The organism is Amycolatopsis sp. w19 (assembly GCF_051373225.1).
Taxonomy (GTDB): Bacteria; Actinomycetota; Actinomycetes; order Mycobacteriales; family Pseudonocardiaceae; genus Amycolatopsis; species Amycolatopsis japonica.
Map to the genome: position 1 here is coordinate 18,154 of NZ_JBPQFM010000013.1, position 23,654 is coordinate 41,807.

At 69.4% G+C, this 23,654-nt stretch carries 22 protein-coding genes; 14 read left to right on the top strand and 8 right to left on the bottom strand.

Going from position 1 to position 23,654, the window contains the following annotated elements; translation table 11 throughout:
• Positions 1-3 precede the first annotated feature (3 nt).
• Together ACSMFO_RS24160 and ACSMFO_RS24165 are read right to left on the bottom strand one after the other, a co-directional pair.
• Positions 4-546: a DUF3515 domain-containing protein gene (locus tag ACSMFO_RS24160; RefSeq protein ID WP_436460607.1), complete on the bottom strand. Its 543-nt coding sequence runs from the start codon at positions 544-546 to the stop codon at positions 4-6.
• A gap of 19 nt (positions 547-565) precedes the next feature.
• Complete coding sequence (locus ACSMFO_RS24165; protein WP_005160289.1) at positions 566-799, bottom strand: Lrp/AsnC ligand binding domain-containing protein; 234 nt, start codon at positions 797-799, stop codon at positions 566-568.
• Positions 800-932: 133 nt separating this feature from the next.
• Between ACSMFO_RS24165 and ACSMFO_RS24170 the strand changes: the two genes are divergently transcribed.
• On the top strand, positions 933-1,889 hold the full coding sequence (locus ACSMFO_RS24170) for a thiamine-phosphate kinase (protein WP_037342083.1): 957 nt from the start codon (positions 933-935) through the stop codon (positions 1,887-1,889).
• On the opposite strand, the gene ACSMFO_RS24175 is transcribed toward ACSMFO_RS24170, so the two are convergent.
• The gene (locus ACSMFO_RS24175) at positions 1,886-2,632 is read right to left on the bottom strand and encodes a GNAT family N-acetyltransferase (protein WP_436460608.1); all 747 of its coding nucleotides are present in this window, start codon (positions 2,630-2,632) and stop codon (positions 1,886-1,888) included. The two genes, ACSMFO_RS24170 and ACSMFO_RS24175, sit on opposite strands and share 4 nt — an antisense overlap.
• Positions 2,633-2,689: 57 nt before the next feature.
• Between ACSMFO_RS24175 and ACSMFO_RS24180 the strand changes: the two genes are divergently transcribed.
• From ACSMFO_RS24180 to ACSMFO_RS24190, 3 genes are read left to right on the top strand one after another with little or no spacing between them, the layout of a single operon-like run.
• Positions 2,690-3,160, top strand: coding sequence for a GNAT family N-acetyltransferase (locus ACSMFO_RS24180; RefSeq protein WP_038509530.1), 471 nt, complete (start codon positions 2,690-2,692; stop codon positions 3,158-3,160).
• Between the two features lie 8 nt (positions 3,161-3,168).
• On the top strand, positions 3,169-3,714 hold the full coding sequence (locus ACSMFO_RS24185) for a gamma carbonic anhydrase family protein (protein ID WP_436460609.1): 546 nt from the start codon (positions 3,169-3,171) through the stop codon (positions 3,712-3,714).
• A gap of 11 nt (positions 3,715-3,725) precedes the next feature.
• On the top strand, positions 3,726-4,403 hold the full coding sequence (locus ACSMFO_RS24190; protein WP_360097704.1) for a uracil-DNA glycosylase: 678 nt from the start codon (positions 3,726-3,728) through the stop codon (positions 4,401-4,403).
• 231 nt (positions 4,404-4,634) lie between these two features.
• Here ACSMFO_RS24190 and rpmB read toward each other — a convergent pair whose 3' ends face one another.
• A complete protein-coding gene (rpmB, locus tag ACSMFO_RS24195) occupies positions 4,635-4,826 on the bottom strand; it encodes a 50S ribosomal protein L28 (protein ID WP_007031450.1) in 192 nt (63 codons plus the stop codon).
• Positions 4,827-4,959: 133 nt separating this feature from the next.
• Between rpmB and ACSMFO_RS24200 the strand changes: the two genes are divergently transcribed.
• The 5 genes from ACSMFO_RS24200 to ACSMFO_RS24220 all read left to right on the top strand — a co-directional run bounded on the left by ACSMFO_RS24200 (position 4,960) and on the right by ACSMFO_RS24220 (position 11,730).
• Positions 4,960-6,543, top strand: coding sequence for a DAK2 domain-containing protein (locus ACSMFO_RS24200; protein ID WP_436460610.1), 1,584 nt, complete (start codon positions 4,960-4,962; stop codon positions 6,541-6,543).
• Between the two features lie 4 nt (positions 6,544-6,547).
• On the top strand, positions 6,548-8,701 hold the full coding sequence (recG, locus tag ACSMFO_RS24205; protein WP_037342091.1) for an ATP-dependent DNA helicase RecG: 2,154 nt from the start codon (positions 6,548-6,550) through the stop codon (positions 8,699-8,701).
• A gap of 82 nt (positions 8,702-8,783) precedes the next feature.
• Positions 8,784-9,164 (top strand): hypothetical protein, encoded by a 381-nt coding sequence (locus tag ACSMFO_RS24210; protein WP_436460611.1) that lies wholly within the window; start codon positions 8,784-8,786, stop codon positions 9,162-9,164.
• Positions 9,161-11,224, top strand: coding sequence for a caspase family protein (locus tag ACSMFO_RS24215; RefSeq protein ID WP_436460612.1), 2,064 nt, complete (start codon positions 9,161-9,163; stop codon positions 11,222-11,224). Before ACSMFO_RS24210 ends, ACSMFO_RS24215 begins: the two co-directional genes overlap by 4 nt.
• A gap of 2 nt (positions 11,225-11,226) precedes the next feature.
• A complete protein-coding gene (locus tag ACSMFO_RS24220) occupies positions 11,227-11,730 on the top strand; it encodes an N-acetyltransferase family protein (RefSeq protein WP_436460613.1) in 504 nt (167 codons plus the stop codon).
• Here ACSMFO_RS24220 and ACSMFO_RS24225 read toward each other — a convergent pair.
• From ACSMFO_RS24225 to ACSMFO_RS24235, 3 genes are all read right to left on the bottom strand, one after another.
• Complete coding sequence (locus ACSMFO_RS24225; protein ID WP_436460614.1) at positions 11,720-12,127, bottom strand: hypothetical protein; 408 nt, start codon at positions 12,125-12,127, stop codon at positions 11,720-11,722. The two genes, ACSMFO_RS24220 and ACSMFO_RS24225, sit on opposite strands and share 11 nt — an antisense overlap.
• A 383-nt stretch (positions 12,128-12,510) precedes the next feature.
• Positions 12,511-12,894: a hypothetical protein gene (locus ACSMFO_RS24230; RefSeq protein ID WP_051972389.1), complete on the bottom strand. Its 384-nt coding sequence runs from the start codon at positions 12,892-12,894 to the stop codon at positions 12,511-12,513.
• Between the two features lie 507 nt (positions 12,895-13,401).
• Positions 13,402-14,010: a TetR/AcrR family transcriptional regulator gene (locus ACSMFO_RS24235; RefSeq protein ID WP_436460615.1), complete on the bottom strand. Its 609-nt coding sequence runs from the start codon at positions 14,008-14,010 to the stop codon at positions 13,402-13,404.
• Between the two features lie 31 nt (positions 14,011-14,041).
• On the opposite strand from ACSMFO_RS24235, the gene ACSMFO_RS24240 reads away from it, so the two are divergent.
• The 5 genes from ACSMFO_RS24240 (at position 14,042) to ACSMFO_RS24260 (ending at position 22,037) form a co-directional block, all read left to right on the top strand.
• Positions 14,042-15,202 carry an erythromycin esterase family protein gene (locus ACSMFO_RS24240; protein ID WP_436460616.1) on the top strand — a complete coding sequence of 387 codons (1,161 nt, stop codon included), beginning with the start codon at positions 14,042-14,044 and terminating at the stop codon, positions 15,200-15,202.
• Between the two features lie 69 nt (positions 15,203-15,271).
• Positions 15,272-16,171, top strand: coding sequence for a S8 family peptidase (locus tag ACSMFO_RS24245; protein ID WP_436460722.1), 900 nt, complete (start codon positions 15,272-15,274; stop codon positions 16,169-16,171).
• 88 nt (positions 16,172-16,259) lie between these two features.
• Entirely contained in the window at positions 16,260-19,637 is a 3,378-nt protein-coding gene (locus tag ACSMFO_RS24250; protein ID WP_436460617.1) for a pyruvate carboxylase, read from the top strand.
• 90 nt (positions 19,638-19,727) lie between these two features.
• Positions 19,728-20,522, top strand: a complete 795-nt coding sequence (locus tag ACSMFO_RS24255) for an arginase family protein (RefSeq protein WP_436460618.1) — start codon at positions 19,728-19,730, stop codon at positions 20,520-20,522.
• A 231-nt stretch (positions 20,523-20,753) separates the two neighbouring features.
• On the top strand, positions 20,754-22,037 hold the full coding sequence (locus ACSMFO_RS24260; protein ID WP_073849170.1) for a PucR family transcriptional regulator: 1,284 nt from the start codon (positions 20,754-20,756) through the stop codon (positions 22,035-22,037).
• Between the two features lie 100 nt (positions 22,038-22,137).
• Here the strand turns inward: ACSMFO_RS24260 and ACSMFO_RS24265 are convergent, their stop codons facing one another.
• Positions 22,138-23,649 carry an AbfB domain-containing protein gene (locus tag ACSMFO_RS24265; RefSeq protein ID WP_436460619.1) on the bottom strand — a complete coding sequence of 504 codons (1,512 nt, stop codon included), beginning with the start codon at positions 23,647-23,649 and terminating at the stop codon, positions 22,138-22,140.
• Between the last annotated feature and the right edge of the window lie 5 nt (positions 23,650-23,654).

Sequence of the window (23,654 nt, forward strand, 5' to 3'; positions counted from 1 at the left end):
CGCTCAGAACCGCAGCGGCACCGCGGGGAGGTTGGCGGCGATGACGTCCGAAACGGTCTGGAGCGGCCCCGTCCCCGCGGTGTTCGGCACGGTGAGCGCGGTGTAGACGGGACGATCCACCACGAACCACGTCGCGGTGCCCTCGCCCTCGACCTGCAGCCACTGGACGCCGTTGATCGTCCGCAGCTGCGAGGTCCGGGTGAGTTCCGGCGGCTTGCCGAGGCCGCACCGCAGGACCACCGGGTCGCCGGTGCCCCAGCCGACCGTCGCCTCGGGGGCGGGATCGGCCAGCTTCCGCCGGACCAGCGTGTTCCCGGACGACGTGAGCTCGTGGGGGAGCGCACCGATGAGTTTCGCGCATTCGGGTGACCCCGACTGCGGTGCCGGGACCGGGACGAGCGGGAGCGGACCGTCCGCCACCGGGGCGCCGGAGTCCGCGCCGCGGGTCAGCCCGAAGACGGCCACGCCCGCGACGAGCAGGATCGCCAGGCAGGCGGCCGCGATCAGCAGGGGTTTCGGGGGAGCGCCGGTGTCCGTGTCAGCCACCGGACCACTACACCACCTCTCAGAGATGCACCACCGGGCAGGTCAGCGTCCGCGTGATGCCCTCCACGTTCTGCACCTTGGCGACCACGAGCTGACCGAGCTGGTCGACGGTGTCGGCGGCGGCCTTGACGATGACGTCGTACGGGCCGGTGACATCCTCCGAACTGGTGACACCGGAGATGGTGGAGATCTCCGCGGCGACCGCGGCGGCTTTGCCGACCTCGGTCTGGATGAGGATGTATGCGTGGACCACGGCGCGCCCCTTCGTAAAAGTCGGCTCAAGGTAGGAACGTTGTAGCAACGTATCGCCAGCCCCGGGAAAAACCTAGGGCTTCCGACTATCGGTGATCGACATTTGTCCGGACAAGGGAAAGTGGAGGTGACGGGTGTCACCGAACGACGGCACGGTCGCCGGGACCGGTGAATTCCGGTTGATCGAAGCGGTGACGGCAGGCCGGAAGCAGCCGGAGTCGACCCTGCTCGGACCGGGGGACGACGCGGCCGTCGTGGCCAGCCCGGACGGCCGGACGGTGGCGTCCACCGACGTCCTCGTGCAGGGCGTCCACTTCCGGCTCGACTGGTCCAGTGCCGAACAGGTGGGCCGCAAGGCGGTCGCGGTGAACCTCACCGACATCGCCGCGATGGGCGCCCGCCCGACGTCCGTCCTCATGGGATTCGCCTGCCCCTCGGACACCCCGACGGCACTCGTCACCGAACTCACCCAGGGCATGTGGCTCGAAGCCGATCGCGCCGGTATCGGGATCGTCGGCGGCGACATGGTGCGCGCCGACCAGATCGTGATCAGCGTCACCGCCCTGGGCGACCTCGGCGGCCGGGAGCCGGTGACGAGGTCCGGCGCGCGTCCCGGCGACGTCGTCGCGGTCTGCGGACGGCTCGGCTGGGCGGCCGCCGGTCTCGCCGTGCTCGGCCGGGGGTTCCGGTCACCGGTCAGCGTGGTCAACGCGCAGCGCTGCCCCGAACCGGACTACGAGGCGGGCATCCGCGCGGCCGACGGCGGCGCGACGTCGATGATCGACGTGTCCGACGGGCTCCTGTCCGACCTCGGTCACATCGCCGAGGCATCCGGCGTGGGGATCGACGTGCGGACGGCGGACCTCGACGTGTCGAGCAGGCTGACCGAGGTCGGCACCGCGCTCGGCGCCGACCCGCTGAAATGGGTCCTCACCGGCGGCGAGGACCACGCGTTCGCGGCCACCTTCCCCTCGTTCGCCGAACTGCCGGAGGGCTGGACCGAGATCGGCGTCGTCACCATGCCGGATTCGGGGGTCACGGTGGACGGGAAGCGGTACGGCCACGACAGCGGCTGGCAGCACTGGCGTTAGGAGCGGGAGGCCCACCAGGTCGACTCGCCGGCGACGGTGAAGCCGAGGGATTCGTACAGGGGCCTGCCCGCTTTGGACGCGGTGAGGGTCACCGGCTTTTCCGCCAAGGGGCCGAGGGAACCGAGCATCACGGCTCGCCCGACGCCGCGGGAGCGGAAAGCCGGCGGCGTGCCGACCCAGTAATGGCTGCCGAAGCCGTTCTCGACGACGGTGACGCACGCCCCGGCGACCTCGCCGTCGAGCCGCGCGACGAACACCTCGACCCCCGGCTCGCGGAGCAGGGCCATCGGGAACATCTCTCCCGCGCGGTAGGGCTCGAACCGGTCGAGTTCGAAGCCCGCGATGACCGCGCGTTCGGCGGCTCGCAGGTCTTCCTCCCCGTCGACCCGGACCACCTCCAACGAGGGTTCGGCGACCGGGGAGGGAGGACGCAACATGACGGGCATCCGCCAGCTGCGCATGTCGCCGAGGTGGCCCAGATCGGTGACGCTGAAGGGATCCTCGGCGTCCACCGGGCCCTTCGCCCGCGCGGCGAGCTCCGTGATCTCCGCCACCTCGCCGTCGGTGAGGCCGGGTTCCTGGATCAGGACGCGCAATCCCGCGCGCTCGTCACCGGCGACGGCGAGAAAACCGTTACGGCGGATCACTTCGTGACCGCGGGAGCGGCCGGCGGCGGCCCAGAAGGCGGCGGAATTGCGAGCCTGGCGGAGTTGCGCCTCGGCGAGGACTGCTTCGATCGACACGAGCAGAACCTAGCGCTCGCTTCCCCCGCGGGAGGGCCGATCGCTAATCTCGCGCCCATGGACCTTCGTGTGCTGGCCTACGACCACCCCGACGCGGTGAAACTGTTGGCCGAAGCCCAGCTCGAACTGGCCGCCCGGTACGGCAGCGAAGACGAGACGCCCATGGACGCGGCGCAGTTCGCCTCGCCGAAGGGGCTGTTCCTGGCCGCCTACCTCGACGACGTCCCGGTCGCGTGCGGCGCCTGGCGGGCGCACGACGGTCCGGACCCGCTGCGGCCCGGCGACGCGGAGATCAAGCGGATGTTCGTGATGGCCTCGGCGCGCGGCCGTGGCCTCGCGCGGGCGCTGCTCGCCGATCTGGAGCGGACAGCCGCCGAGGCCGGACGGCTGCGCATGGTGCTGGAGACCGGGGACAAGCAGCCGGAGGCCATCGCGCTGTACGAGTCGGCCGGTTACCTGGAGATCCCGGGTTTCGGGTACTACAAGGACGAGCCGGAAAGCATCTGTTACGGCAAGTCGCTGGTATAGGAGGACGGATGCCGATCTACGCACTGGGCGACCTCGAACCCTCGATCCACCCGGACGCCTACGTCCATCCCGACGCGACGGTGATCGGCGACGTCCGGATCGCGGCGTTCGCGTCGGTGTGGCCGCAGACGGTGTTGCGAGGCGACCACGGGTACATCGAGATCGGCGAGCGGTCCAACGTCCAGGACGGCTGCGTCCTGCACTGCACCCGCAAGGAACCGACGATCATCGGGAACTCCTCCGCCGTCGGGCATTCCGTGCACATCGAGGGCGCGCGGATCGGCGAAGGCTGCCTGATCGCTTCGGGATCGGTGGTGCTGAACGGAACCGTCGTCGAGGACGGCGGGATGGTCGGCGCGGGCGCTGTTCTCTCCTATGGGTCCTATGTGGACAGTGGGCAGATCGCGCTCGGTGTCCCCGCGAAGACACGGCCGAACACGTCGTTCGGGCCGGACATGATCAAGCTCGTGGTGGACGGGTATGTCGAGAGGGCTGCCCTTTTTCGTAGAGAACTCCGTCGGGTCGAACTCCGGCGGCTCGACCCACGTGAGTAAGCTCGCACGCCGTGACCGCACGACCGCTGCAGGACATCGTCGAAGCAGGCTGGGCGCAGGCCCTCGAACCGGTGGCGCCGCAGGTCGCCGCGATGGGGGAATTCCTCCGCGCGGAGATCGCCGCGGGCCGGACCTATCTCCCGGCGGGTGAACACGTGCTGCGGGCGTTCCAGCAGCCGTTCCACGACGTGCGGGTGCTGATCGTCGGGCAGGACCCGTACCCGACGCCCGGGCACGCGGTCGGGCTGAGCTTCTCGGTGGCGCCGGACGTCCGGCCGATCCCGAAGAGCCTGATCAACATCTACAAGGAGTACTGCGAAGACCTGGGATACCCGCTGCCGTCGAACGGTGACCTGACGCCGTGGGCCGACCAGGGGGTCTTGCTGCTCAACAGGTCGCTGACCGTGCAGCCGGGCAAGTCGAACTCGCACCAGGGCAAGGGCTGGGAAGCGGTCACCGAACAGGCCATCAAGGCCCTCGCGGCGCGGGACGAGCCGATGGTCGCGATCCTGTGGGGCCGTAACGCGCGGAATCTGAAGCCGATGCTGGGGCAGGTGCCGTGCATCGAGTCGGCGCACCCGAGCCCGCTCTCGGCGCACGCGGGCTTTTTCGGGTCGCGGCCGTTCAGCCGGGCGAATCAGCTGCTGGCGGATCAGGGCGCCGGTCCGGTGGAGTGGAAGCTCCCCTGAGCCTTCACGGGACTTCCGGCTTGAGGCGGTCGCTTCCCTAGTACATGAAGGCCCCCTTCCTGTACCTAGGCGCAAGGAAGGGGGCCTTCATGTACTCGGGAAGGTGTGAAGGTCGAGTTTCCTCGGCTGAGCCGAGGGAAGGAGGCCTTCACGGACAGAGGTCGACCGCCACCAGAGCACAAAAAATGGCGGGTGCTCCGAAGAGCACCCGCCATTCCCCAAAAACCCGGCTCAGCCGCGAACGACCTTGCCCGCCTTGATGCACGAGGTGCAGGCGTTCAGGCGCTTGCGCTGGGACAGACCGATCTTGGCGTGAACGGTCTGGATGTTCGGGTTCCACCGGCGGTTGGTACGCCGGTGGGAGTGCGAGACCGACTTGCCAAAGCCCGGTCCCTTGCCACAGACGTCGCACACGGCAGCCACGTCGAACTCCTCTGGATCTGGGACAAAGAATGATGCGCCCAGCATGCTGGGCAACTCGACCATAGTAACCAGTGGCTCAGAGCCCTCCGGCACCGGGTCGATACCCTCGCTGGAACAGGTAGGAGGTTACGGGGTGCGGGTGCTGGACGTGGCGGCGGTCTCGGCTTGGTCCGCGGCCTGTGTGCACAGCTTGGCCGTGCTGCGGCCGGCGATCGACGGCATCAACGTCTACCCGGTCGCCGACTCCGACACCGGCTCCAACCTGCTGTTCACCATGACCGCGGCCCGCGACGCGCTGGCGGAGGCCGATCCCGCGACGACCGCCGAGGCGCTGGCGGCGTTCGCCAAGGGCGCGGTCGCGGCCGCCAAGGGCAACTCGGGCGTGATCATGTCGCAGGTCGTGCGCGGGATCGCCGAGTCGGCGGCCGCGAGGGAGCTCGACGGGCCGGGGCTCGCGGAGGCGCTCGGCTGCGCGGACCGGGCCGCCACGGGCGCGGTCAGCCGTCCGGTGGCCGGGACCATCCTGACCGTTCTCCACACCGTCGCCGCGGCTGTCCGCGACGCGACGGGCTCACTCGAAGTGGTGGCCGTCGAAGCCGCGCGCGTCGCCGCCGAAGCGCTCGAAGAGACCCCGAAGCAGCTGCCCGTCCTGGCGGTGGCCGGCGTGGTCGACGCGGGCGCCCGTGGACTGGTGGCGGTCCTCGACGCCCTTTCCGGCGTGATCTCCGGCGGCCTCACCGAGCCGGAGCACCCGCTCGAAGCGCATCACCATCATACGATCGACGCGCCGACCGCGTGGGAGGTCATGTACCTGCTCGACGGCGTCGACGAAGGCAGCCTTCCCGGGCTTCGCAAGACCCTCAGCGGCCTCGGCGACAGCGTCACGGTCGCCGGGGACGGCGCGGGTGCGTATGCCGTCCATGTCCATTGCGCGGACATCGGCGCGGCGCTGGAGGCCGGGATCGAGCTCGGCCGCCCCCGCCGCGTCCGGGTCGAGCCGCTGATCACGCCCACGCCGGTCGAGGTCGGTGGCGGGATCGACCGGTCGGTGGTCGCCGTGGTCCACGGTGGGCAGCTGGCCGAACTCCTCCGCGCGGAGGGGGTCGCGGTGCTGGCGGTCCCGCAGGGGAGCGAGCCGACGGTCGAGGAGATGCTGGGCCTGATCAACGAGGCCGCCGGCCATCACGTCACCGTCCTTCCAGGCGGTCAGCGACTGACCGCGGCGGCCGACGCGGCGGCCGGGCACGCGATGGCGGCGGATCGCGACGTCGTCGTCATCCCGTGCGTGTCACCCGTCCAGGTGCTCGCCGCGCTGGCCGTCCACGACAAGGACCGCCGCACCAACGACGACGTGGTCGCCATGGCCGAAGCGGCGGCCGCGACCAGGCGTGGCGAACTGCGGATCGCGCAGGAGGAGTCGCTAACCTGGGTGGGCCGGGCGCAGGCCGGTGACGTCGTCGGCCTCGTCGACGGCGAGGTCGTGTCGATCGAGCCCGCGCCCGCCTCGGAGACGAGCCTGGTCGCGGCGGCGGTCGGCGTGCTGAACCGGATGCTGGCCCTCGGCGGCGAACTGGTCACCGTGCTGACCGGCGTGGACGCGCCGGTCCGGCTGCCCGGTGAGCTGGCCGATCAGCTCCGCGTGGAGCATCCCGAGGTCGAATTGACGAGTTACGCCGGCGGTCAGTCCGACGCCGTGCTGCTGATGGGGGTGGAGTGACCGCATGACCAACCTGCGCGCGGACCTCAAACTGGTCGTGGGCGCGGCGACGGCGAAGGCGCTGGCCAAGGGCCTCAAGATCGAGACGGTCAGCGACCTCCTGCGCCATTACCCACGCCGCTACGCCGAGCGCGGGCAGCTCACCGACATCGCCGGTCTCGAACTCGGCGAGCACGCCACCGTGATGGCGCGGATCGAGCGGGTCAACAAGCGCCGGATGAAGGCGCGCAGCGGCACCTTGCTCGAAATGGTGATCACCGACGGCAAACGCCGCCTGCAGTGCACCTTCTTCAACCAGGCCTGGCGCGAGAAGGAGCTCGTACCCGGCAAGAACGGGCTGTTCGCGGGCAAGGTCACCGCCTTCCGCGACGTCCTCCAGCTGGCGAATCCCGAATACGAACTGTTCGACGCCGACCGGCAGGCCGAGGCGATGGACGACTTCCTCGCCGAGATCATCCCGGTGTACCCGGCGGCGCAGGGGATCCCGACCTGGGTGATCGCCAAGGCCGTCCGGCAGGTGCTGGACGTGCTGGAGGTCGACGAGGACCCGATGCCGATCGAGCTGCTCGCCCAGTACGGCCTGCCCAGCCTGGAAAGCGCGCTGCGCGGTATCCACCGCCCGTCGGGCTGGGACGCGCTGAACTCCGCGCGCCGACGGCTCAAATGGGACGAAGCCATGGCGGTGCAGCTGATTTTCGCGCAGCGAAGGCATTCCCTCGTCTCGCGGCCCGCGAAAGCCTGCCCGCACACCGAAGGCGGCATCCTCGACGCCTTCGACAAACGGCTCCCGTTCGCGCTGACCTCGGGCCAGCAGGAGATCGGCGAAGAGATCGCCCGAGATCTGTCCACCGAGCATCCGATGAACCGGCTGCTGCAGGGCGAGGTCGGCTCCGGCAAGACGGTGGTCGCGTTGCGTGCCATGCTGCAGGTCGTCGATTCCGGACGGCAGGCGGCGATGCTCGCGCCGACGGAGGTCCTCGCCGCGCAGCACGCCCGGTCGCTGCGCGAGATGCTGGGCGACCTCGGGCAGGCGGGCGAACTCGGCGGCGCGGAGAACGCGACGCGCGTGACCCTGCTGACCGGTTCGATGGGCGCCAAGGAACGCAAGAAGGCGTTGCTGGAGACGGTCAGCGGCGAGGCCGGGATCGTCGTCGGCACACACGCGCTCATCCAGGACACCGTGTCCTTCGCGGATCTCGGCCTGGTCGTGGTCGACGAACAGCACCGCTTCGGCGTGGAGCAGCGGGACGCGCTGCGTTCCCGGGGTTCCGACGAGACCAGCCCGCACGTCCTCGTCATGACCGCGACGCCCATCCCGCGCACGGTCGCGATGACCGTCTACGGCGATCTGGAGACGTCCGCGCTGCGCGTGATGCCCGCCGGCCGGTCGCCGATCAAGACGTCGGTGGTGCCGGTCGCGGAGCGGCCCGCGTGGCTGGACCGGGCGTGGCAGCGGGTCCGCGAAGAATGCGGCAAGGGCCATCAGGCGTACATCGTCTGCCCGCGCATCGGGGACGAACCGGCTTCGGACAAGGGGGACAAGCGGCCCGCGCTCGCCGTCCTCGACGTGGCGCCCGAGCTGGCCGAAGGACCGTTGAAGGGGCTGAAGATCGGCGCTCTGCACGGCCGGATGCCCGCCGACGACAAGGACGCCGTGATGCAGGCGTTCGCCAAAGGTGACCTGGACGTGCTGGTCGCGACCACCGTGATCGAGGTCGGCGTGAACGTGCCGAACGCGACGGCGATGGTGATCATGGACGCCGACCGCTTCGGCATCAGCCAGCTGCACCAGTTGCGCGGCCGGGTCGGCCGGGGCAGCGTGCCGGGGCTCTGCCTGCTGGTCACCGAAACGCTGGACGGGACGACCACCCGTGAGCGGCTCGCCGCGGTCGAGTCCACGACGGACGGTTTCGAACTGTCCAGAATGGACTTGGAACTCCGTCGCGAGGGCGACATCCTCGGCGCCGCGCAGTCGGGGAAGAAGTCGACGCTGAAGCTGCTTTCGTTGCTGCAGGACGAGGAGGTCATCGCCGAGGCGAGGGCCCGCGCGTCGGAAATCGTCGAAAAGGACCCGGCCTTGGGGAATTACTTGGGGCTGGCGCATATGATCGCCGACGTCGTCGACGAAGATCGTGTGGAGTACCTGGAAAAAAGCTGACGTGAACATCTCTGCCCGATCGGACCTTGCCGCCGGACGGGCCGAGGGGTTTCCTCGATCCGTACGGGCGAGGGAGGCCGGGATGACAGCAGCGGTGCGGGTCCAGCTCGGTGAGGAGGGGGCCGACGCGGAACGGGTCGAGCGGCTCGCCGGGTACCTCCGAGGGGAACTGATCGATCGCGGCGTCGCCGACGTCAAGGCCTTGCCCGCCGGCGAGGCGCCACCGGGCTCGCGGGGCTTCGACGTGGCGACCGCGGGCGGCCTGCTCGTCACGCTGGGGAAGTCCGCCGACGGCCTGCGCTCGGTGGTGACGGCCGTGCGGGAATGGCTTTCGCGCGGCGGACGGGTGAAGCGCACGGTCCGGCTGGAGATCGACGGCGACGTGCTGGAGCTGTCCGAAGCGACGCTCACCGATCAGGACAAACTCGTCGATCTCTTCGTGAGCAGGCATTCGTCGTCATGACCGGCGAACGGCGGGCCCTGATCATCGCCAACGGGGAGTACGACAACCCCGGGCTGAGCGCGTTGCGGTCCCCGGCCGCCGACGCCGAGGCGCTCGCCGAGGTCCTCGCCGACCGTGCCGTCAGCGAGTTCGACGTCCAGGTGGTACGCGACGAGACCGCGCACGTGATCGCGGGCCGGGTCGAGGATCTGTTCGCCGACAGCGCGCCGGACGACGTCCTGCTGGTGCATTTCTCTTGCCACGGCTTGAAAAGCGAATCGGGCGAGCTGTTCTTCGCCGCCCGCAACACCCGGCCGGAGCGGCTCGCGTCGACCGCCGTCCCCGCCGACTTCGTCCAGCGCTGTATGCGGATGAGCCGGTCGCGCAGCATCGTCCTCCTGCTGGACTGCTGCTACGGCGGCGCTTTCAGCCAGGGGGTCGCCGTGCGCGCCACCGGCGAGGCCAACGTGCTCGACGCGTTCCCCGGCGGGGGTTTCGGCGGCCGAGGCAGGGCGGTGATCACCGCGTCGAACTCCATCGAGTACGCCTTCGAGGGCGATCAGCTCGCCGACGACCACGCGCGGCCGTCGGTGTTCACCTCGGCCCTGGTCGACGGGCTGCGGACGGGCGACGCGGACCGCGACGAGGACGGCTGGATCGCGCTCGGCGAGCTCTACGACTACCTGTTCGACAGCGTCCGGGAGCGGAATCCGAATCAGACACCCAGTCGTGACATCGAGATGCAGGGCGAGCTGTACCTGGCGAGGAGCAGGCGCCGCCGGATCAAACCGTCGCCGGTCCCGGCCGATCTGCGCGCGGCGAGCGAGGATCCCAACATGTTCACCCGCCTCGGCGCGGTGACCGAACTCCAGCGACGGCTGACGAGTGAGAACCTGTCGGTCGCCATCGGCGCGCACGAGGTCCTCACGACGATGGCGCAGACCGACATCCGGCATATCGCCGAGGCCGCCGAAGTGGCGCGGGCCGAAGCGCGGGTGCGGGCCGAGTCCGAAGTGGTCCGGTTCGGCGAGGTCGTCCGGGGAACGCGGCCGGTGGCGCGCGTCCGGCTGGCCGGGCCGCCGATCGCGCGGGCGTGCCACTTCGCCTCGTCGCATTCCTGGCTGCGGGTGACCGAGGACGCCGACGGCGCCGAGATCTCCCTGGAGCTGTCGGAACTCGGGGCGTTCGACGGGCGGATCACGGTGACCGGACCGACCGGCGAGGTCGTGGTGCGGGTCGAGGGCCAGGTGGTCGCGGAACCCGCGCCGGTGCCGCCGTCACGGCCCGGACCGGCTCCGAAACCCGCCCCGCCCGTGGAGATCCCGGAAGCGACGGTCGTGGAGCCCGTGCGGCCGGTCGAAGCCGCGCCGAAGTCCGAGCCGTTCGCCGTCGCCGCCGGTCTGCTCGCGTTCGCCGCCGCGGTGTACCTGGTGCCCATCAGCTTCGCGCTCAGCCACAGCATGGAGGATTTCTTCGAAGACGGTGGCTGGACGGTCGTACCGCTCGTCGTCTTCGCGACCGCGGTGGGGATCCTGCTGCTCCTGCCGAACACCCGCCGGATGACGGGGCCGGGAGCGTTGTGCGGGCTCGCGCTGCTTTCGGCGATCCCGTCCGGTCCGGTGCTGCTGGTCCTCACTGACGGCTGCCTGCTCGCGGGGGCCGTCTGCGCGCTGATCTCGGTGCGGCGTGACCGAAGTTTCCGTCTCGGGCTGGGGAAGCCGAGGGGCGGGCTCGCCATTGCGGCCCTCGTGGCCGGGGCCGCCGGTACGGCCGGGCTGGTGGCGGAGGCCATCGAACTGCTCGACTACTCGTCGAGCCGCGCCGACGAGGCGGCGATCTACCTCGTGGTCTCGGTGGTGCTCCTGATCGGGACGCTGCTCGGTGTGTTGCTGCGGCCGGCGGCCTTCGGGGTCGCCTTCCTCGGCGGGGTGGCCGGAGGCGGCATCGTCATGGTGTGCGTGCTTTCCTACGCGATGCCGAGCAGTTCGAGCGTCACCGGCGCCGGCTGGTGGATCGCGCTGGGGGCGGTGCTCGCGCTGGCCGTCGTGACCGGTTTCGCCGCCCGCGAAGTGAAAAGCTGACGATGGCCACGATCCGCCTCGCGACCGTCGAGGACGCCTGGCCCATCGCGGAGGTGAACGTGCGGTCGTGGCAGTCGGCGTACCAGGGCCTGCTGCCCGAGCTCTACCTTCGCGATCTGTCCGTCGAGGGACGGGCGGCCCGCTGGCAGCGGACGCTCGCCGATCCCGCCAACCGGGGCGACATCCTGGTCCTGGTCGAAGACGGATCGCTGCTCGGCTTCACCGCCGTCGACCGGATCCGCGGGGAACTGCGCGCGATCTACCTCGAACCGGCGCGCTGGGGGACCGGGCTGGGCAGGCTGCTGCTCGACACCGCCGTCGCCGCGCTGCGGGATTCGGGGCACCGCGAGGCGACGCTCTGGGTGCTCGAGACCAACGAACGCGCCCAGCGTTTCTACTCGGCCGGGGGATGGGTGCCGGACGGGGCGACGAAGACCGACACCATGCCCGGCGAGGAGGTCCCGCTTGCCGAAGTGCGCTACCGGATCGCTCTCGTCAGCGCTTGAACCAGGCGGTTTCCTCGGGTTTGTTGAGGGTGACGATGATGCCGACGGCGATGCCCATGCCGATCAGCTGGGTGATCGCCCCGCCGTTGACCAGGCTGATCAGTCCCATGACGACGGCGAGCCCTTCCACGGCGATGACCGTCGGCCGCACCCAGGGCGAACCGTGGGAAATCCTTATCGCGCAAGCGATCAGCACGACGGCGACCACGAAACCGAGGATCGCCAGCGCGAGGGCGAGGCCGGCTTCCTCGTTGCCGTGGTCGAGTTCGTTGATCGCGAGCGCGGTCACGAGCACGCTGACGAGAATGTTGAGGACCGCTTGCACCCAGAGGAAAACGCGGACGAACTTGAGCTGGCGCGGCATCTCGCGCGTCGGCTTCCGGACTTCCCCGGTCATGACGGTCCCCTCTCGTGGCACGGAGAAACCAGTCTGGCCCGGAAAGTTCCCGGCGCTGACGGTAAAACTGACCTCAAGACCTCGGGTGTAGCGGCGTTTCGGCCTCTATCACCCTTCAGTATTGTTTCGCCGGTTTCATTGTCGCTTAAAATTACGAACGCAGGTTCGATTATCTTGAGATATCATCCAGAGATGTCCAAGACTGTTCTTCCCGAGTTTCCGCAGGTTGTGCGGGAGGCGTCCGTCGGTTGGGGCGGTATCTGGCGGAGATCGAGTCCCGGGGTGTCAAAGACTTGTCTGGTCCTGGAGTCGGACACCGTATGTGAACCCGGCCCGGGGATCCGGGCCGGGTTCACTCCCGCGCGATCAACTCAGGCTGGGCCTCACGACTTGTACAGGTAGACCTCGGCTCCCTTGCTACCTTTACCGAGATCCAAGTTGATCTTCTTGTCGGTGCCCCAGCCGCAGGCGGACACCTTCTTCGTCTTGCCTCCGGTCATGTTCGTGGCCTTCACCCGCGCACACTTGCCGTCGAGCGCGGTGTCCTTGACGTGCCCCCGGACGTGCACCCGGCCCTTTTCGCACGTGATGTCCCACTCGGCGTAGCCGCCGCTGATGCTGACCTCGTTACCGGTATCCGGGCAGGCACCCAGCACGACCGGCGCGCCGGTCGTGCCGCCGTCGGCTGCTGCTGCTGTCCCCGTCGTAACGCCGAACGCCAGCGCGACGCCGGCAATCGTGGATACGACAACATGCTTGGTTCGCATGATATTTCCCCTCTGTGGATGGTGCTGACGAAACCACAATCGCGGCCGCACGAATCGATCACCACACCTTTTCGCTGCAGTGAAAACCTCCTTCTTCCCGGTAAGCCGCTCGTGGCCCATGACCGGGCCGAACTGGCGAGTGGTCGTGAGCGGCGATTCGGGTTATTGAGAGGTAAGCCAACGGTGGCGTGCTCAGAGCCGGGTCTCGCGTGCTTGAAAGCGGATCTCGTGTGCGTGGAGCCGGGACACCCGAGTGCGGGATCCAGGCACGCGTGTCCCGTGTCTGAGCACGCGCGTTACGCCTTTGCACTGCCCATCACCCCGGCGAACAGGCCGCCCACAATCACGACACGTTTGGCTTACCCCTCAAGGGATGGCAGGCATGGCCCTTGATCAGCGAAAATCGGGGACGTTGAGTGTTCTCGATCCTCCATGAAGGAATCGGGACACTCAACGTCCCGATTCCTTCATCAACAACCGATCACCGCCCACCGCGCATTTCCGCGACTAAACGCGTGACCGAACGAAGGCGCCTTCGCGCGCGGCGACCGCCACCGCACGTGCGGTGGCCCGAGCGTCCGCCACCGTGACACTTTCCCGCGACAGGAAGAGCCGGTAGAACATCGGCCCGCACACCGCCCGCACCAGTTCGTCGCCATCCGTGCCGGACGGGATCTCGCCCCGCGCGACGGCCCGTTCCGCGATCGGCGCCATGCGCACGTGCCGGTCGGCATAGAAGTCGTGCAGCGCTTCGGCCGCTTGCGACGACTGGAAGGCCGCCAGCACCGACGCCGTCGGCAGCTCCTTCAGTGCGGGCTCGGTGAAGTACCGCACCACCTCGGCCGCGACCTCGTACAGATCGTCCTCGAGCGACCCCGTGTCGGGCGCCTTCCAGTCGTCCTCCGCGCCCATCTGCAGCGCGGCGGCGACGAGACCGTCCGGTGAGGACCAGCGCCGGTACACCGTGGTCTTGTGCACGCCGGACCGCTCGGCGACCGCGTCCACGGTCAGCTCGCCTAACCCGCGTTCGGCCAGCAGATCGAGGGTGGCGTGCAGCACGGCCTGGCGCGTGCGTTCGGTCCGGCCGCCGGGCCGCTGGGTGCCGGAGGTTGCCAATTGCTACTCCTGTTGCGTTAGTGTGGCCAGTATGTCAGACCCAGCGAAGATCGCCGAACTCGTCGGGGACGCCAGGATCGTCGCCATCGGTGAGAACAACCACCACGTCCACGAGTTCGGGGACCTGCGCAATCGTTTGCTCCAGCACCTCGTCGAGCACCACGGCTTCCGGGTCTTGGCGTTCGAATCCGGATTCGCCGAAGGAAAGCTCGTCGAAGACTGGCTGAAGGGCGCGCCCGGGGACGTCGCCGACATCGGTCGCGCCGGCTTCACCTTTTCGCTCGGGGAGTCCCCCGAGGCGCACGAAATGCTGACGTGGCTGCGCGAACGGGGCGACGTCCGGTACTACGGCCTCGACGTACCGAGTTCCGCGGGCTCGCCGGTGCCATCGCTCGACGCCGTCCGCGCCTATCTGTCCACTGTGGACCCGAAAGCGTCGAGCCTCGTCGACGCGGCGATCGAGGCGACCAAGGGATACGCCTCTGTCAGCAGCGCGGACGCGCCCGCCAAGTACGCCGCCCTCGACGACGCGGCCAAGGACAAGGCGACCGCGGCGCTCACGCGGCTCAAGACCCACCTCACCTCGCTGCGTCCCGTCTACGGGGACACCGCCGTCGCGGAGCACCACGTCGAAGGCGCGGTACGCGTCGACGCGTACCTCGCCGAGGTCGCCGCGATGATGTCCGGCGACGCGCCCGCCCTGCAGAGCGGTTCGCGCGACGCGTACATGGCCGACACCGTCCGGCTGATCCGGCGGCTTCACGGTGACGCCACGAAGATCGTCGTGATGCTCCACAACGGACACCTCCAGCGCGTGCCGTTCTCGCCGTTCCCCGGCCTCAGCTCGCCGTCGGCGGGGACGCATCTGGCCGCCGAATTCGGCGGCGACTACTTCGCGCTCGGGCTCACCGCGGTCGAGGGCGAGACCACCGGGCTCAAGCCCGATCCTGAAGCGCGGCTCGGGTTCACCGTGTACCGCCAGGAATTGGAGGCTCCGGCGGACGGCAGCATCGAAGCCGAAGGCCCCGGCCTGGTCGACCTTCGCGCGCGACGTGGAACCGAGGGACCACAGAGCATCCGGCACGCGCACCTGTTCAACCCCGTCGACGTCGTCGAGGCGTTCGACGCACTGGTCTGCTTCCCGAAGTCGACGGTCAGCACGCATATCGGCCAGGACCAGTCGAACGGGTGACACTCCGGGGTTGCCGCCCCGCGGGTACAGGCGTAGAGCCAAGACATGATCATTCGACTGGTACGGATCATGGCCGCGCTGGCGCTCCTGGTGCTGGTGGCGCGGCCCGCCTCCGCGACGGAAGTCCAGCAGAACCCGCCGAACTGGGGGCTGGACCGGATCGACCAGCGAACGGGTCTCGATCAGCTCTACCACTACGAGACCGACGCCAAGGACGTCACGGTCTACGTGATCGACAGCGGGGTCGACGCGGCGCATCCGGACTTCGGCGGCCGCGTCAAACCCGGTAAGGACTTCCTGAACGGCGGCACGGACACCACCGACACGAACGGTCACGGCACGTATTTGGCCGGTGTCGCCGCGTCGAGGACCTTCGGTGTCGCGAAGGCCGCGCAGATCGTCCCGGTCCGGGTGATCGACGCACAGGGCGGCGGCGCGACCGACAAGATCATCGCGGGTATCGACTGGGTGACGCAGAACGCACAGCAGCCCGCCGTCGCCGTCCTCGGCATCGGCGGCGCGGCCAACGACCAGCTCGACGCCGCCGTCCGGGCGCTCGCGGCGGTCGTCCCGATCGCCCTCCCGGCGGGCGGCGAGGCCACCGACGCGGGGAAGTTCTCACCCGGCCGGGTCACCGAGGCGCTCACCGTCGGATCGACCGACGCCAGTGACCAGGTCGGGTCGACGTCGAACCACGGCGAGGTCGTCGACCTGTTCGCGCCCGGCGTCGACGTGCCGGGACCCAACGCCGGCGGCAGCGGTGGCCGGGTGCTCAGTGGCACGTCGTCGGCCGCCGCGCACGTCGCCGGGGTGGCCGCGCTGTACCGCGCCTTGCACCCGGACGCCTCGGCACCGGACGTCGCGAAGGCCCTCGTCGACCTCGCTTCGGTCGACGTGCTGACCGGGGTCCACGAGGGCACCGCGAACAGGTTGCTGCAGAGTCCCGGAGCGCAACTCAGCCAGGAATGATGTCCATCACCTGGGCAACAACTCCCGCCCTGCGGGAGCGAGCAGGTAACGTGCCTCACCTACCGATCCGATGATGGGAAGGACCGGCATGTTCCGCAAGGTACTGGTCGCCAACCGGGGTGAGATCGCCATCCGCGCGTTCCGCGCCGGATTCGAGCTCGGCGCGGGCACGGTGGCTGTGTTCCCGCACGAAGACCGCAATTCGCTCCACCGGCTGAAGGCCGACGAGGCCTACGAGATCGGCGAACCCGGTCACCCGGTGCGGGCTTATCTGTCGGTCGAGGAAATCGTGGCGGCCGCCAAGAAGGCGGGCGCAGACGCCGTCTACCCCGGCTACGGCTTCCTCTCCGAGAACCCGGACCTCGCGCGCGCGTGCGAGGACGAAGGAATCACCTTCGTCGGACCGAGCGCGGACATCCTCGAGCTGACCGGCAACAAGGCCCGCGCGGTCAAGGCCGCCCGCGACGCCGGTGTGCCGGTGCTGGGTTCTTCCGAACCGTCCTCCGACGTCGACGCGCTGATCGCCGCGGCCGAGGAGATCGGCTTCCCGGTGTTCGTCAAGGCCGTCGCCGGTGGTGGCGGCCGCGGTATGCGCCGCGTCCAGGAACCAGCGCAGCTGCGCGAGTCCATCGAGGCCGCCGCGCGCGAGGCCGAGTCGGCCTTCGGCGACCCGACGGTGTTCATCGAGAAGGCCGTCGTCGAGCCGCGCCACATCGAGGTCCAGATCCTCGCCGACGGCGAGGGCAACGTGATCCACCTCTACGAGCGCGACTGCTCGGTCCAGCGGCGGCACCAGAAGGTCGTCGAGCTGGCCCCGGCGCCGAACCTGCCGTCCGAACTGCGGGACCGGATCTGCGCCGATGCGGTGAAGTTCGCCCGCCAGATCGGCTACCGCAACGCCGGCACCGTCGAGTTCCTGCTCGACCGGGACGGCAACCACGTCTTCATCGAGATGAACCCGCGCATCCAGGTCGAGCACACGGTGACCGAGGAGGTCACCGACGTCGACCTCGTCCAGTCGCAGCTGCGCATCGCCTCCGGCGAGACACTCGAAGACCTCGGCCTGTCGCAGGACAAGGTGTACCTGCGCGGCGCCGCCCTGCAATGCCGCATCACCACCGAGGATCCCGCCAACGGTTTCCGCCCGGACACCGGGATGATCAGCGCGTACCGCTCGCCCGGTGGTTCCGGCATCCGCCTCGACGGCGGGACGGCGTTCGCCGGCACCGAGATCAGCGCGCACTTCGACTCGCTGCTGGTGAAGCTCAGCTGCCGCGGCCGCGACTTCAAGACCGCCGTGGGCCGCGCCCGCCGCGCGGTCGCCGAGTTCCGGATCCGCGGTGTGGCCACGAACATCCCGTTCCTGCAGGCCGTCCTCGACGACCCGGACTTCCGCGAAGGCCGCGTCACGACGTCGTTCATCGAGGAGCGCCCGCATCTGCTCACCGCGCGCCATTCGGCCGACCGCGGGACCAGGCTGCTGACCTACCTCGCCGACAAGACGGTCAACAAGCCGCACGGCGAGCGTCCGCGCACCCTCGACCCGCAGGTGAAACTGCCGAAGCTGCCCAAGGGCCTCGAACCGGCGCCCGGCTCGAAGCAGAAGCTCACCGAACTCGGCCCGGAGGGCTTCGCCCGCTGGCTGCGGGAATCGCCGACCATCGGCGTCACCGACACCACCTTCCGGGACGCGCACCAGTCGCTGCTCGCCACCCGCGTGCGGACGAAGGATCTGCTCGCCGTCGCGCCGATCGTCGCGCGGACCACGCCGCAGCTGCTCTCGCTGGAGTGCTGGGGCGGCGCGACCTACGACGTCGCGCTGCGGTTCCTCGCCGAAGACCCGTGGGAGCGGCTGGCGAAGCTGCGGGAAGCGGTGCCGAACATCTGCCTGCAGATGCTCCTGCGCGGCCGCAACACCGTCGGCTACACGCCGTACCCCACCGAGGTGACCAACGCCTTCGTCGAGGAGGCGACGGCGACCGGCATCGACATCTTCCGGATCTTCGACGCGCTCAACGACGTCGAGCAGATGCGCCCGGCGATCGAAGCCGTCCGCGAGACCGGATCCGCCGTGGCCGAGGTGGCGCTCTGCTACACCTCGGATCTGTCGGACCCGGCCGAAAAGCTGTACACGCTGGACTACTACCTCAAGCTGGCGGAGCAGATCGTCGGCGCGGGGGCGCACGTCCTGGCCATCAAGGACATGGCGGGCCTGCTGCGGGCGCCGGCGGCGGTGCGGCTGGTTTCCGCGCTGCGCAAGGAATTCGACCTTCCGGTGCATATCCACACGCATGACACCGCGGGTGGGCAGCTGGCGACGTACCTCGCCGCGATCCAGGCCGGGGCGGACGCCGTCGACGGTGCCGTCGCGTCCATGGCTGGCACGACGTCGCAGCCGTCGCTGTCCGCGCTCGTCGCGGCCACCGACCACTCGGACCGGCCGACCGGGCTGGATCTGCAGGCCATCGGCGACCTGGAGCCGTACTGGGAGAGCGTGCGCAAGATCTACGCGCCGTTCGAGGCGGGGCTCTCGTCGCCGACCGGGCGCGTGTACCACCACGAGATCCCGGGTGGTCAGCTGTCGAACCTGCGCACGCAGGCGATTTCGCTCGGCCTCGGCGAGCGGTTCGAGGACATCGAGGCGATGTACGCGGCCGCGGACAAGATCCTCGGGCACCTGGTCAAGGTCACGCCTTCGTCCAAAGTGGTCGGTGACCTCGCGCTGCACCTCGTCGGCGCGGGCGTCTCGCCCTCGGATTTCGAGGCGGAGCCGAACAAGTTCGACATCCCCGACTCGGTGATCGGCTTCCTGCGCGGCGAACTGGGCGACCCGCCCGGCGGCTGGCCGGAGCCGTTCCGCACCAAGGCCCTCGAAGGCCGCGCGCGGCCGAAGCCGGTGCAGGAACTGTCCGAAGAGGACCACCAGGGGCTCGCCGAGGACCGGCGCGCGACGCTGAACCGGCTGCTGTTCCCCGGGCCCACGAAGGACTTCGAGGCGCACCGCGACCAGTACGGTGACACCTCCGTCCTGCCGTCCAAGGACTTCTTCTACGGCCTGCGGCCGGGCGAGGAGTACTCGGTCGACCTGGAACAGGGTGTCCGGCTGCTGATCGAACTGGAGGCCATCGGCGAGGCCGACGAACGCGGCCTGCGCACGGTGATGTCCACGCTCAACGGCCAGCTGCGCCCGATCCAGGTCCGCGACACCGCGATCGCGTCGGACATCCCGGCGACGGAGAAGGCCGCCAAGGGCGACCCGAAGCAGATCGCCGCGCCGTTCGCGGGTGTGGTCACGCTGCAGGTGTCCGAGGGCGACGAGGTCGAGGCCGGTGCCACGGTCGCGACCATCGAGGCGATGAAGATGGAGGCGTCGATCACGGCGTCGACCGGCGGCAAGGTGTCGCGGCGCGCGATCAACGCCGTCCAGCAGGTGGAAGGCGGGGACCTGCTGCTCGTCCTGGAGTAGCCGGTGAATTGTCCGTGAAGGCCCCCTTGCGAGACCCAGAGTCCCTCAAGGGGGCCTTCACGCACTTGCGGCCGTCGCTAACGTGGACCGGTGCTGATCAACGCCGTACCCCAGTTCCAGGGCGCACTGACCGAGCGGGCGCCGGAGTTGCCCGAGGGCTGCGTCGCGCTCGCCGAGCTCGCGGGCCACGTGCTGGGCGTGCCGGTGCACCACATCCGGCAGACACGTGAGACCTCGCCCGCGGTCGACGGCATCGCCAACCGCGCGGTGCTCACCGGCGCGAACCGGGCCGCGCAGCTCGCCGCGCTGGAGGCGCCGGGCGGGCCGGTGCTCACCATCGGCGGAGACTGCGGTGTCGAACTGATCCCGATCGGCGTCGCGCGCTACCGCTTCGGGCCGGGGCTCGGCGTCGCCTGGTTCGACGCGCATTCCGACCTCAACACCGCGGAGACGTCGCCGTCGGGCGCGTTCCACGGCATGGTGCTGCGGTCGCTGCTCGGCGAGGGCGACCCGGAGTTCGCCGCGAATCCGCCGGTCGAACCCGGACGCGTGGTGCTCGCCGGGACGAGGGCCCTCGACGACGCCGAGCGGGCCGTGATCGAGCGCGGGCTCGTCGTCGAGACGGCCGACGTCGCCGCCGGGCTGGCCGGTGCGGACAAGGTGTACGTCCATCTCGATCTCGACGTGCTCGACCCGGCGGAGTTCGACGGGCTGAACTATCCGGAGCCCGGTGGCTTGACGATCGAACGTCTGGTGACGATGCTTCGCGGGCTGAGCGATTTCGAGGTCGTCGGCGCGGGGATCACCGAATGCGTCGGCACCGAGGTCCGCGTGCTGGCCCCCGTGCTCGAAGTACTCGGTGAATTGCTCACCGGAAAGCAGTGACGCTGCGTCACGGTCGCATCCACTTCGGCCGTTCGTACGTACCGTACGAGGCGTTTGCCGGGCACTTGTCATCAAAATTCAGGGCTGCCCCGTGATTTTGTCACGATGGTGACAAGAAATCGGTTTCTTCTGCGAAAGGTGACACATTCACGGGCGACTTCGCGATGTGTTCGTTGTCACCCCACGACGATCGTGGGATGTCAGGACGCTGGGCGGAGCAAAGGAGCTGCGATGTCGGTGGAGCGCGGAATCGAACACGCTGCGCAGCCTCCCGCGGCACTTCCCCGCAAACTCGCCGACATTTTGCGACCGGAGCTCGGCAGTCTCGCCAACGAGATCGTCGACGAGATCCGGGCGACCATCCCCGCGTACGCGCGCCCGCTCGACGGGCCCTACGGCAAATCGATCCGCGCGGGCGTCGAGTACGCGATCACGCTCTTCGTCGCCCAGATCGCGGATCCCACCGTTTCCAAGGAACAGTCGCACGAGGTCCACCACAGGCTCGGGCAGAACGAGATGCGGGAAGGCCGCAGCCTCGACACCCTCCAGTCGGCCTATCGGGTCGGCGCCCGGGTCTCGTGGCGGCGCATCATGCGCGTCGGGCGCCGCAGCGGGCTCTCGTCCGCGGTGATGTCGCAACTGGCCGACGCGATGCTCGCGTTCATGGACGAACTCGCGTCCGTCGCGCTGGACGGGTACCTCGAAGCGAAGGCGCGCACCGCCGGCGCGCTGGACACGTGGCGCCGCAAACTGCTGCACCTGGTGCTGGAGACGCCGCCCGCGCCGTCGAAGGCGATCGCGGAACTCGCGCAGCTGACCGGCTGGACGGTGCCCGAACGCGCCACCCCGGTGGTGCTGCACCCGATCGGCGAGACCGTCAGACCCCGGCGGCACAACGCGGTGGATTCGGACGTCCTCGCCGAACTCGACTGCGCTGAGCCGCGCCTTCTCGTCCCGGGCGAGATCTCGATCGCCCGCCTGGCCACTCTGCAGGCCGCGCTACCGGAGTACCGGCTGTCGATCGGCCCGTGCCGTCCGCTGGATTCCGTCGCCGATTCCCTCCGCTGGGCGCGCGAGGCCCTGCTCCTTTCCGAACGCGGCATCATCCAGGCCCGCCGCGTGATCCGCGCCGAAGACCATCTCGCCACCCTGCTCGTGAACGCCGACGCCGCGCTGACCTGCCAGCTGCGCGACCGGCTGTTCGCCCCACTGGCCGAGATGACCGGGAAACAGCGGGAACGGCTGCTCGAAACCCTCCGCGCGTGGCTCGACAGCCAGGGCAACGTCGTCGACATCGCCGAGCGGCTCCAGGTGCATCCGCAGACCGTCCGGTACCGCATGCGGCAGCTGCAGGCGACCTTCGGCGAGCACCTGCGCGACCCGGGGGCGCGGTTCGAGATGGAACTCGCACTGCGGGCCGGGGTCGGCCTTTCCGCTTCGCCCGAAGGTTTCACGCTTCCGGAGGTGCTGCCGTCGCCGCGCAAGAGTCCACAGTGGACGCCGAGTGGGTCTTGATCTTTCCGGCGCTGCCGAGTACTGGATGCCATGAACGGCCCGTTACTGGCAAATTTTGCGGGTAACGGGCCGTTCATGGCACGCCGAGGGACGGTGTCACTCAGCCGGCGACGGGATAAGGGGTGCTCGCCTGCCACACGGTGTCGGTGGCGTACCCGGTCGCCGTGTCGTACGGATGCTGCCCGCTGGTGTTCGCCGCCCACACCTGGTTCTGGAACTGCCGCAGGAACCTCCCGCGCAGGGTGAACGACTCCAGTGTCGCGGTGGTCCCGGTCGTGCCGGCCTTCGTGCACCAGGTCGCGTCCGAGCGGAACTGGTCGGTCCCGTCGGAGGGTGCGATGACCACTCGCTGCCCGGACTGGCGCAGATAATGTTCCGGGAACCGGACCGATTCGAACGAATGGCAGTTCACGTCGGCCTTGCCCGGTACGACCCGCCACGTCGCGTCGGCGCCGTCGCCGCCAGGGGGCCCCGCGGCCACTACGGCGTCACCGGACCCGCGCAGATAGCGGTCGCCCGAAAACCGCAGGGATTGCGTCAGCACGGCGTCTTCGTACTGCCCCAGGCGAAGGAACAGTTCGACGTCGTCATCGGTCCCCGCGAGCGCCGCGGTCGCCGCCGCCACCAGCGCCGGATGGACCCGGCTCTGGTCCGCCCTTGTCCTGAGTTCGAAGGCGAGACGCCGGTCGGCCTCTCCCTTCTTCTTGAGCCAAGCCAGCCAGTCCTTGAGGTTCGCCTGGTGGATCCCGGTGCCGATGTAGGCGGTCAGGTCGGCCGGATTCGGGCTGCGCAGCGCCCGTTCCGCCGCGGCACGGACCTCGCTGTTCGGTTTGGCCTTGTCCCACAGGTCCATGACGAAGTTGATGTCCGGTTCGATCAGATGGCCTTCGGTGGCGTCGAGCCTCACCACCGCCGCTGCCCGGATCCGGGCGTCGCGCGCGGTGAGCCTGGCCTTCTCCTCGGCGTCGGCGTGTTCGTCGGCTTCGACGATCGCCTTCTGGTCCGCCTCGCGAGCGGTGAAGATCCCGGTGAGGATGAAGGCCTTCAGGTCGGCGGGCGAACCGTTGTACGCCGCCAGCGCCGCCTTCTTGAGCAGCGGCCCCGACGCCCGCTCCCACATGACGAAGACGAAGTCCTTGTCACTCTGGATGAGCAGGTCGGGGGTGGCGACGATCTCGTTGACCAGCGCGGCACGCTCCTTGCTTTCCCGCGCTGCCCTCGCCGCGGCGTCGCTTTGCAGTTTGTGCGCCTGGTCCCTGGCGTTCGCCTCGCGGACGCCGGTTTTGATCCACTGTGTCCATTCCGCTTCCGAGCCCGCGTAGGCGAGTTCGGCCGATGCCCGGACTTCGGTCCCGGACGCGCGTTGCCACAGCGCGAAAACGAAGTTCCGGTCGGTCAGGATGAGCAGTTCCGGGGAAGCGACGACACCGATCTCCTGCGCGGCGCGGATCTTGTCGTCCTGAGTGGCGGGACGGACCGGATCGGCCGTGATCGCGGCCGTCACGGCCGCCGGGGCGGGATCGGCCATCGCCGGGGTGAGCCCGGTGAGCAGGGTCAGCACGGCGGCACCGATCAGGCCGGGCAACACGGTGCGTCTTCTTCTTTCGTCCATTGCGG

Bases quoted from the DNA above. Each gene is read 5' to 3' on its own strand.
- ACSMFO_RS24230 (WP_051972389.1), bottom strand. From the start codon at position 12,894: ATGCGAACCAAGCATGTTGTCGTATCCACGATTGCCGGCGTCGCGCTG.
- ACSMFO_RS24250 (WP_436460617.1), top strand. From the start codon at position 16,260: ATGTTCCGCAAGGTACTGGTCGCCAACCGGGGTGAGATCGCCATCCGC.
- ACSMFO_RS24185 (WP_436460609.1), top strand. From the start codon at position 3,169: ATGCCGATCTACGCACTGGGCGACCTCGAACCCTCGATCCACCCGGAC.
- ACSMFO_RS24225 (WP_436460614.1), bottom strand. From the start codon at position 12,127: ATGACCGGGGAAGTCCGGAAGCCGACGCGCGAGATGCCGCGCCAGCTC.
- ACSMFO_RS24265 (WP_436460619.1), bottom strand. From the start codon at position 23,649: ATGGACGAAAGAAGAAGACGCACCGTGTTGCCCGGCCTGATCGGTGCC.
- ACSMFO_RS24260 (WP_073849170.1), top strand. From the start codon at position 20,754: ATGTCGGTGGAGCGCGGAATCGAACACGCTGCGCAGCCTCCCGCGGCA.
- ACSMFO_RS24210 (WP_436460611.1), top strand. From the start codon at position 8,784: ATGACAGCAGCGGTGCGGGTCCAGCTCGGTGAGGAGGGGGCCGACGCG.
- ACSMFO_RS24215 (WP_436460612.1), top strand. From the start codon at position 9,161: ATGACCGGCGAACGGCGGGCCCTGATCATCGCCAACGGGGAGTACGAC.
- recG (WP_037342091.1), top strand. From the start codon at position 6,548: ATGACCAACCTGCGCGCGGACCTCAAACTGGTCGTGGGCGCGGCGACG.
- ACSMFO_RS24180 (WP_038509530.1), top strand. From the start codon at position 2,690: ATGGACCTTCGTGTGCTGGCCTACGACCACCCCGACGCGGTGAAACTG.
- ACSMFO_RS24220 (WP_436460613.1), top strand. From the start codon at position 11,227: ATGGCCACGATCCGCCTCGCGACCGTCGAGGACGCCTGGCCCATCGCG.
- ACSMFO_RS24245 (WP_436460722.1), top strand. From the start codon at position 15,272: ATGGCCGCGCTGGCGCTCCTGGTGCTGGTGGCGCGGCCCGCCTCCGCG.
- ACSMFO_RS24240 (WP_436460616.1), top strand. From the start codon at position 14,042: ATGTCAGACCCAGCGAAGATCGCCGAACTCGTCGGGGACGCCAGGATC.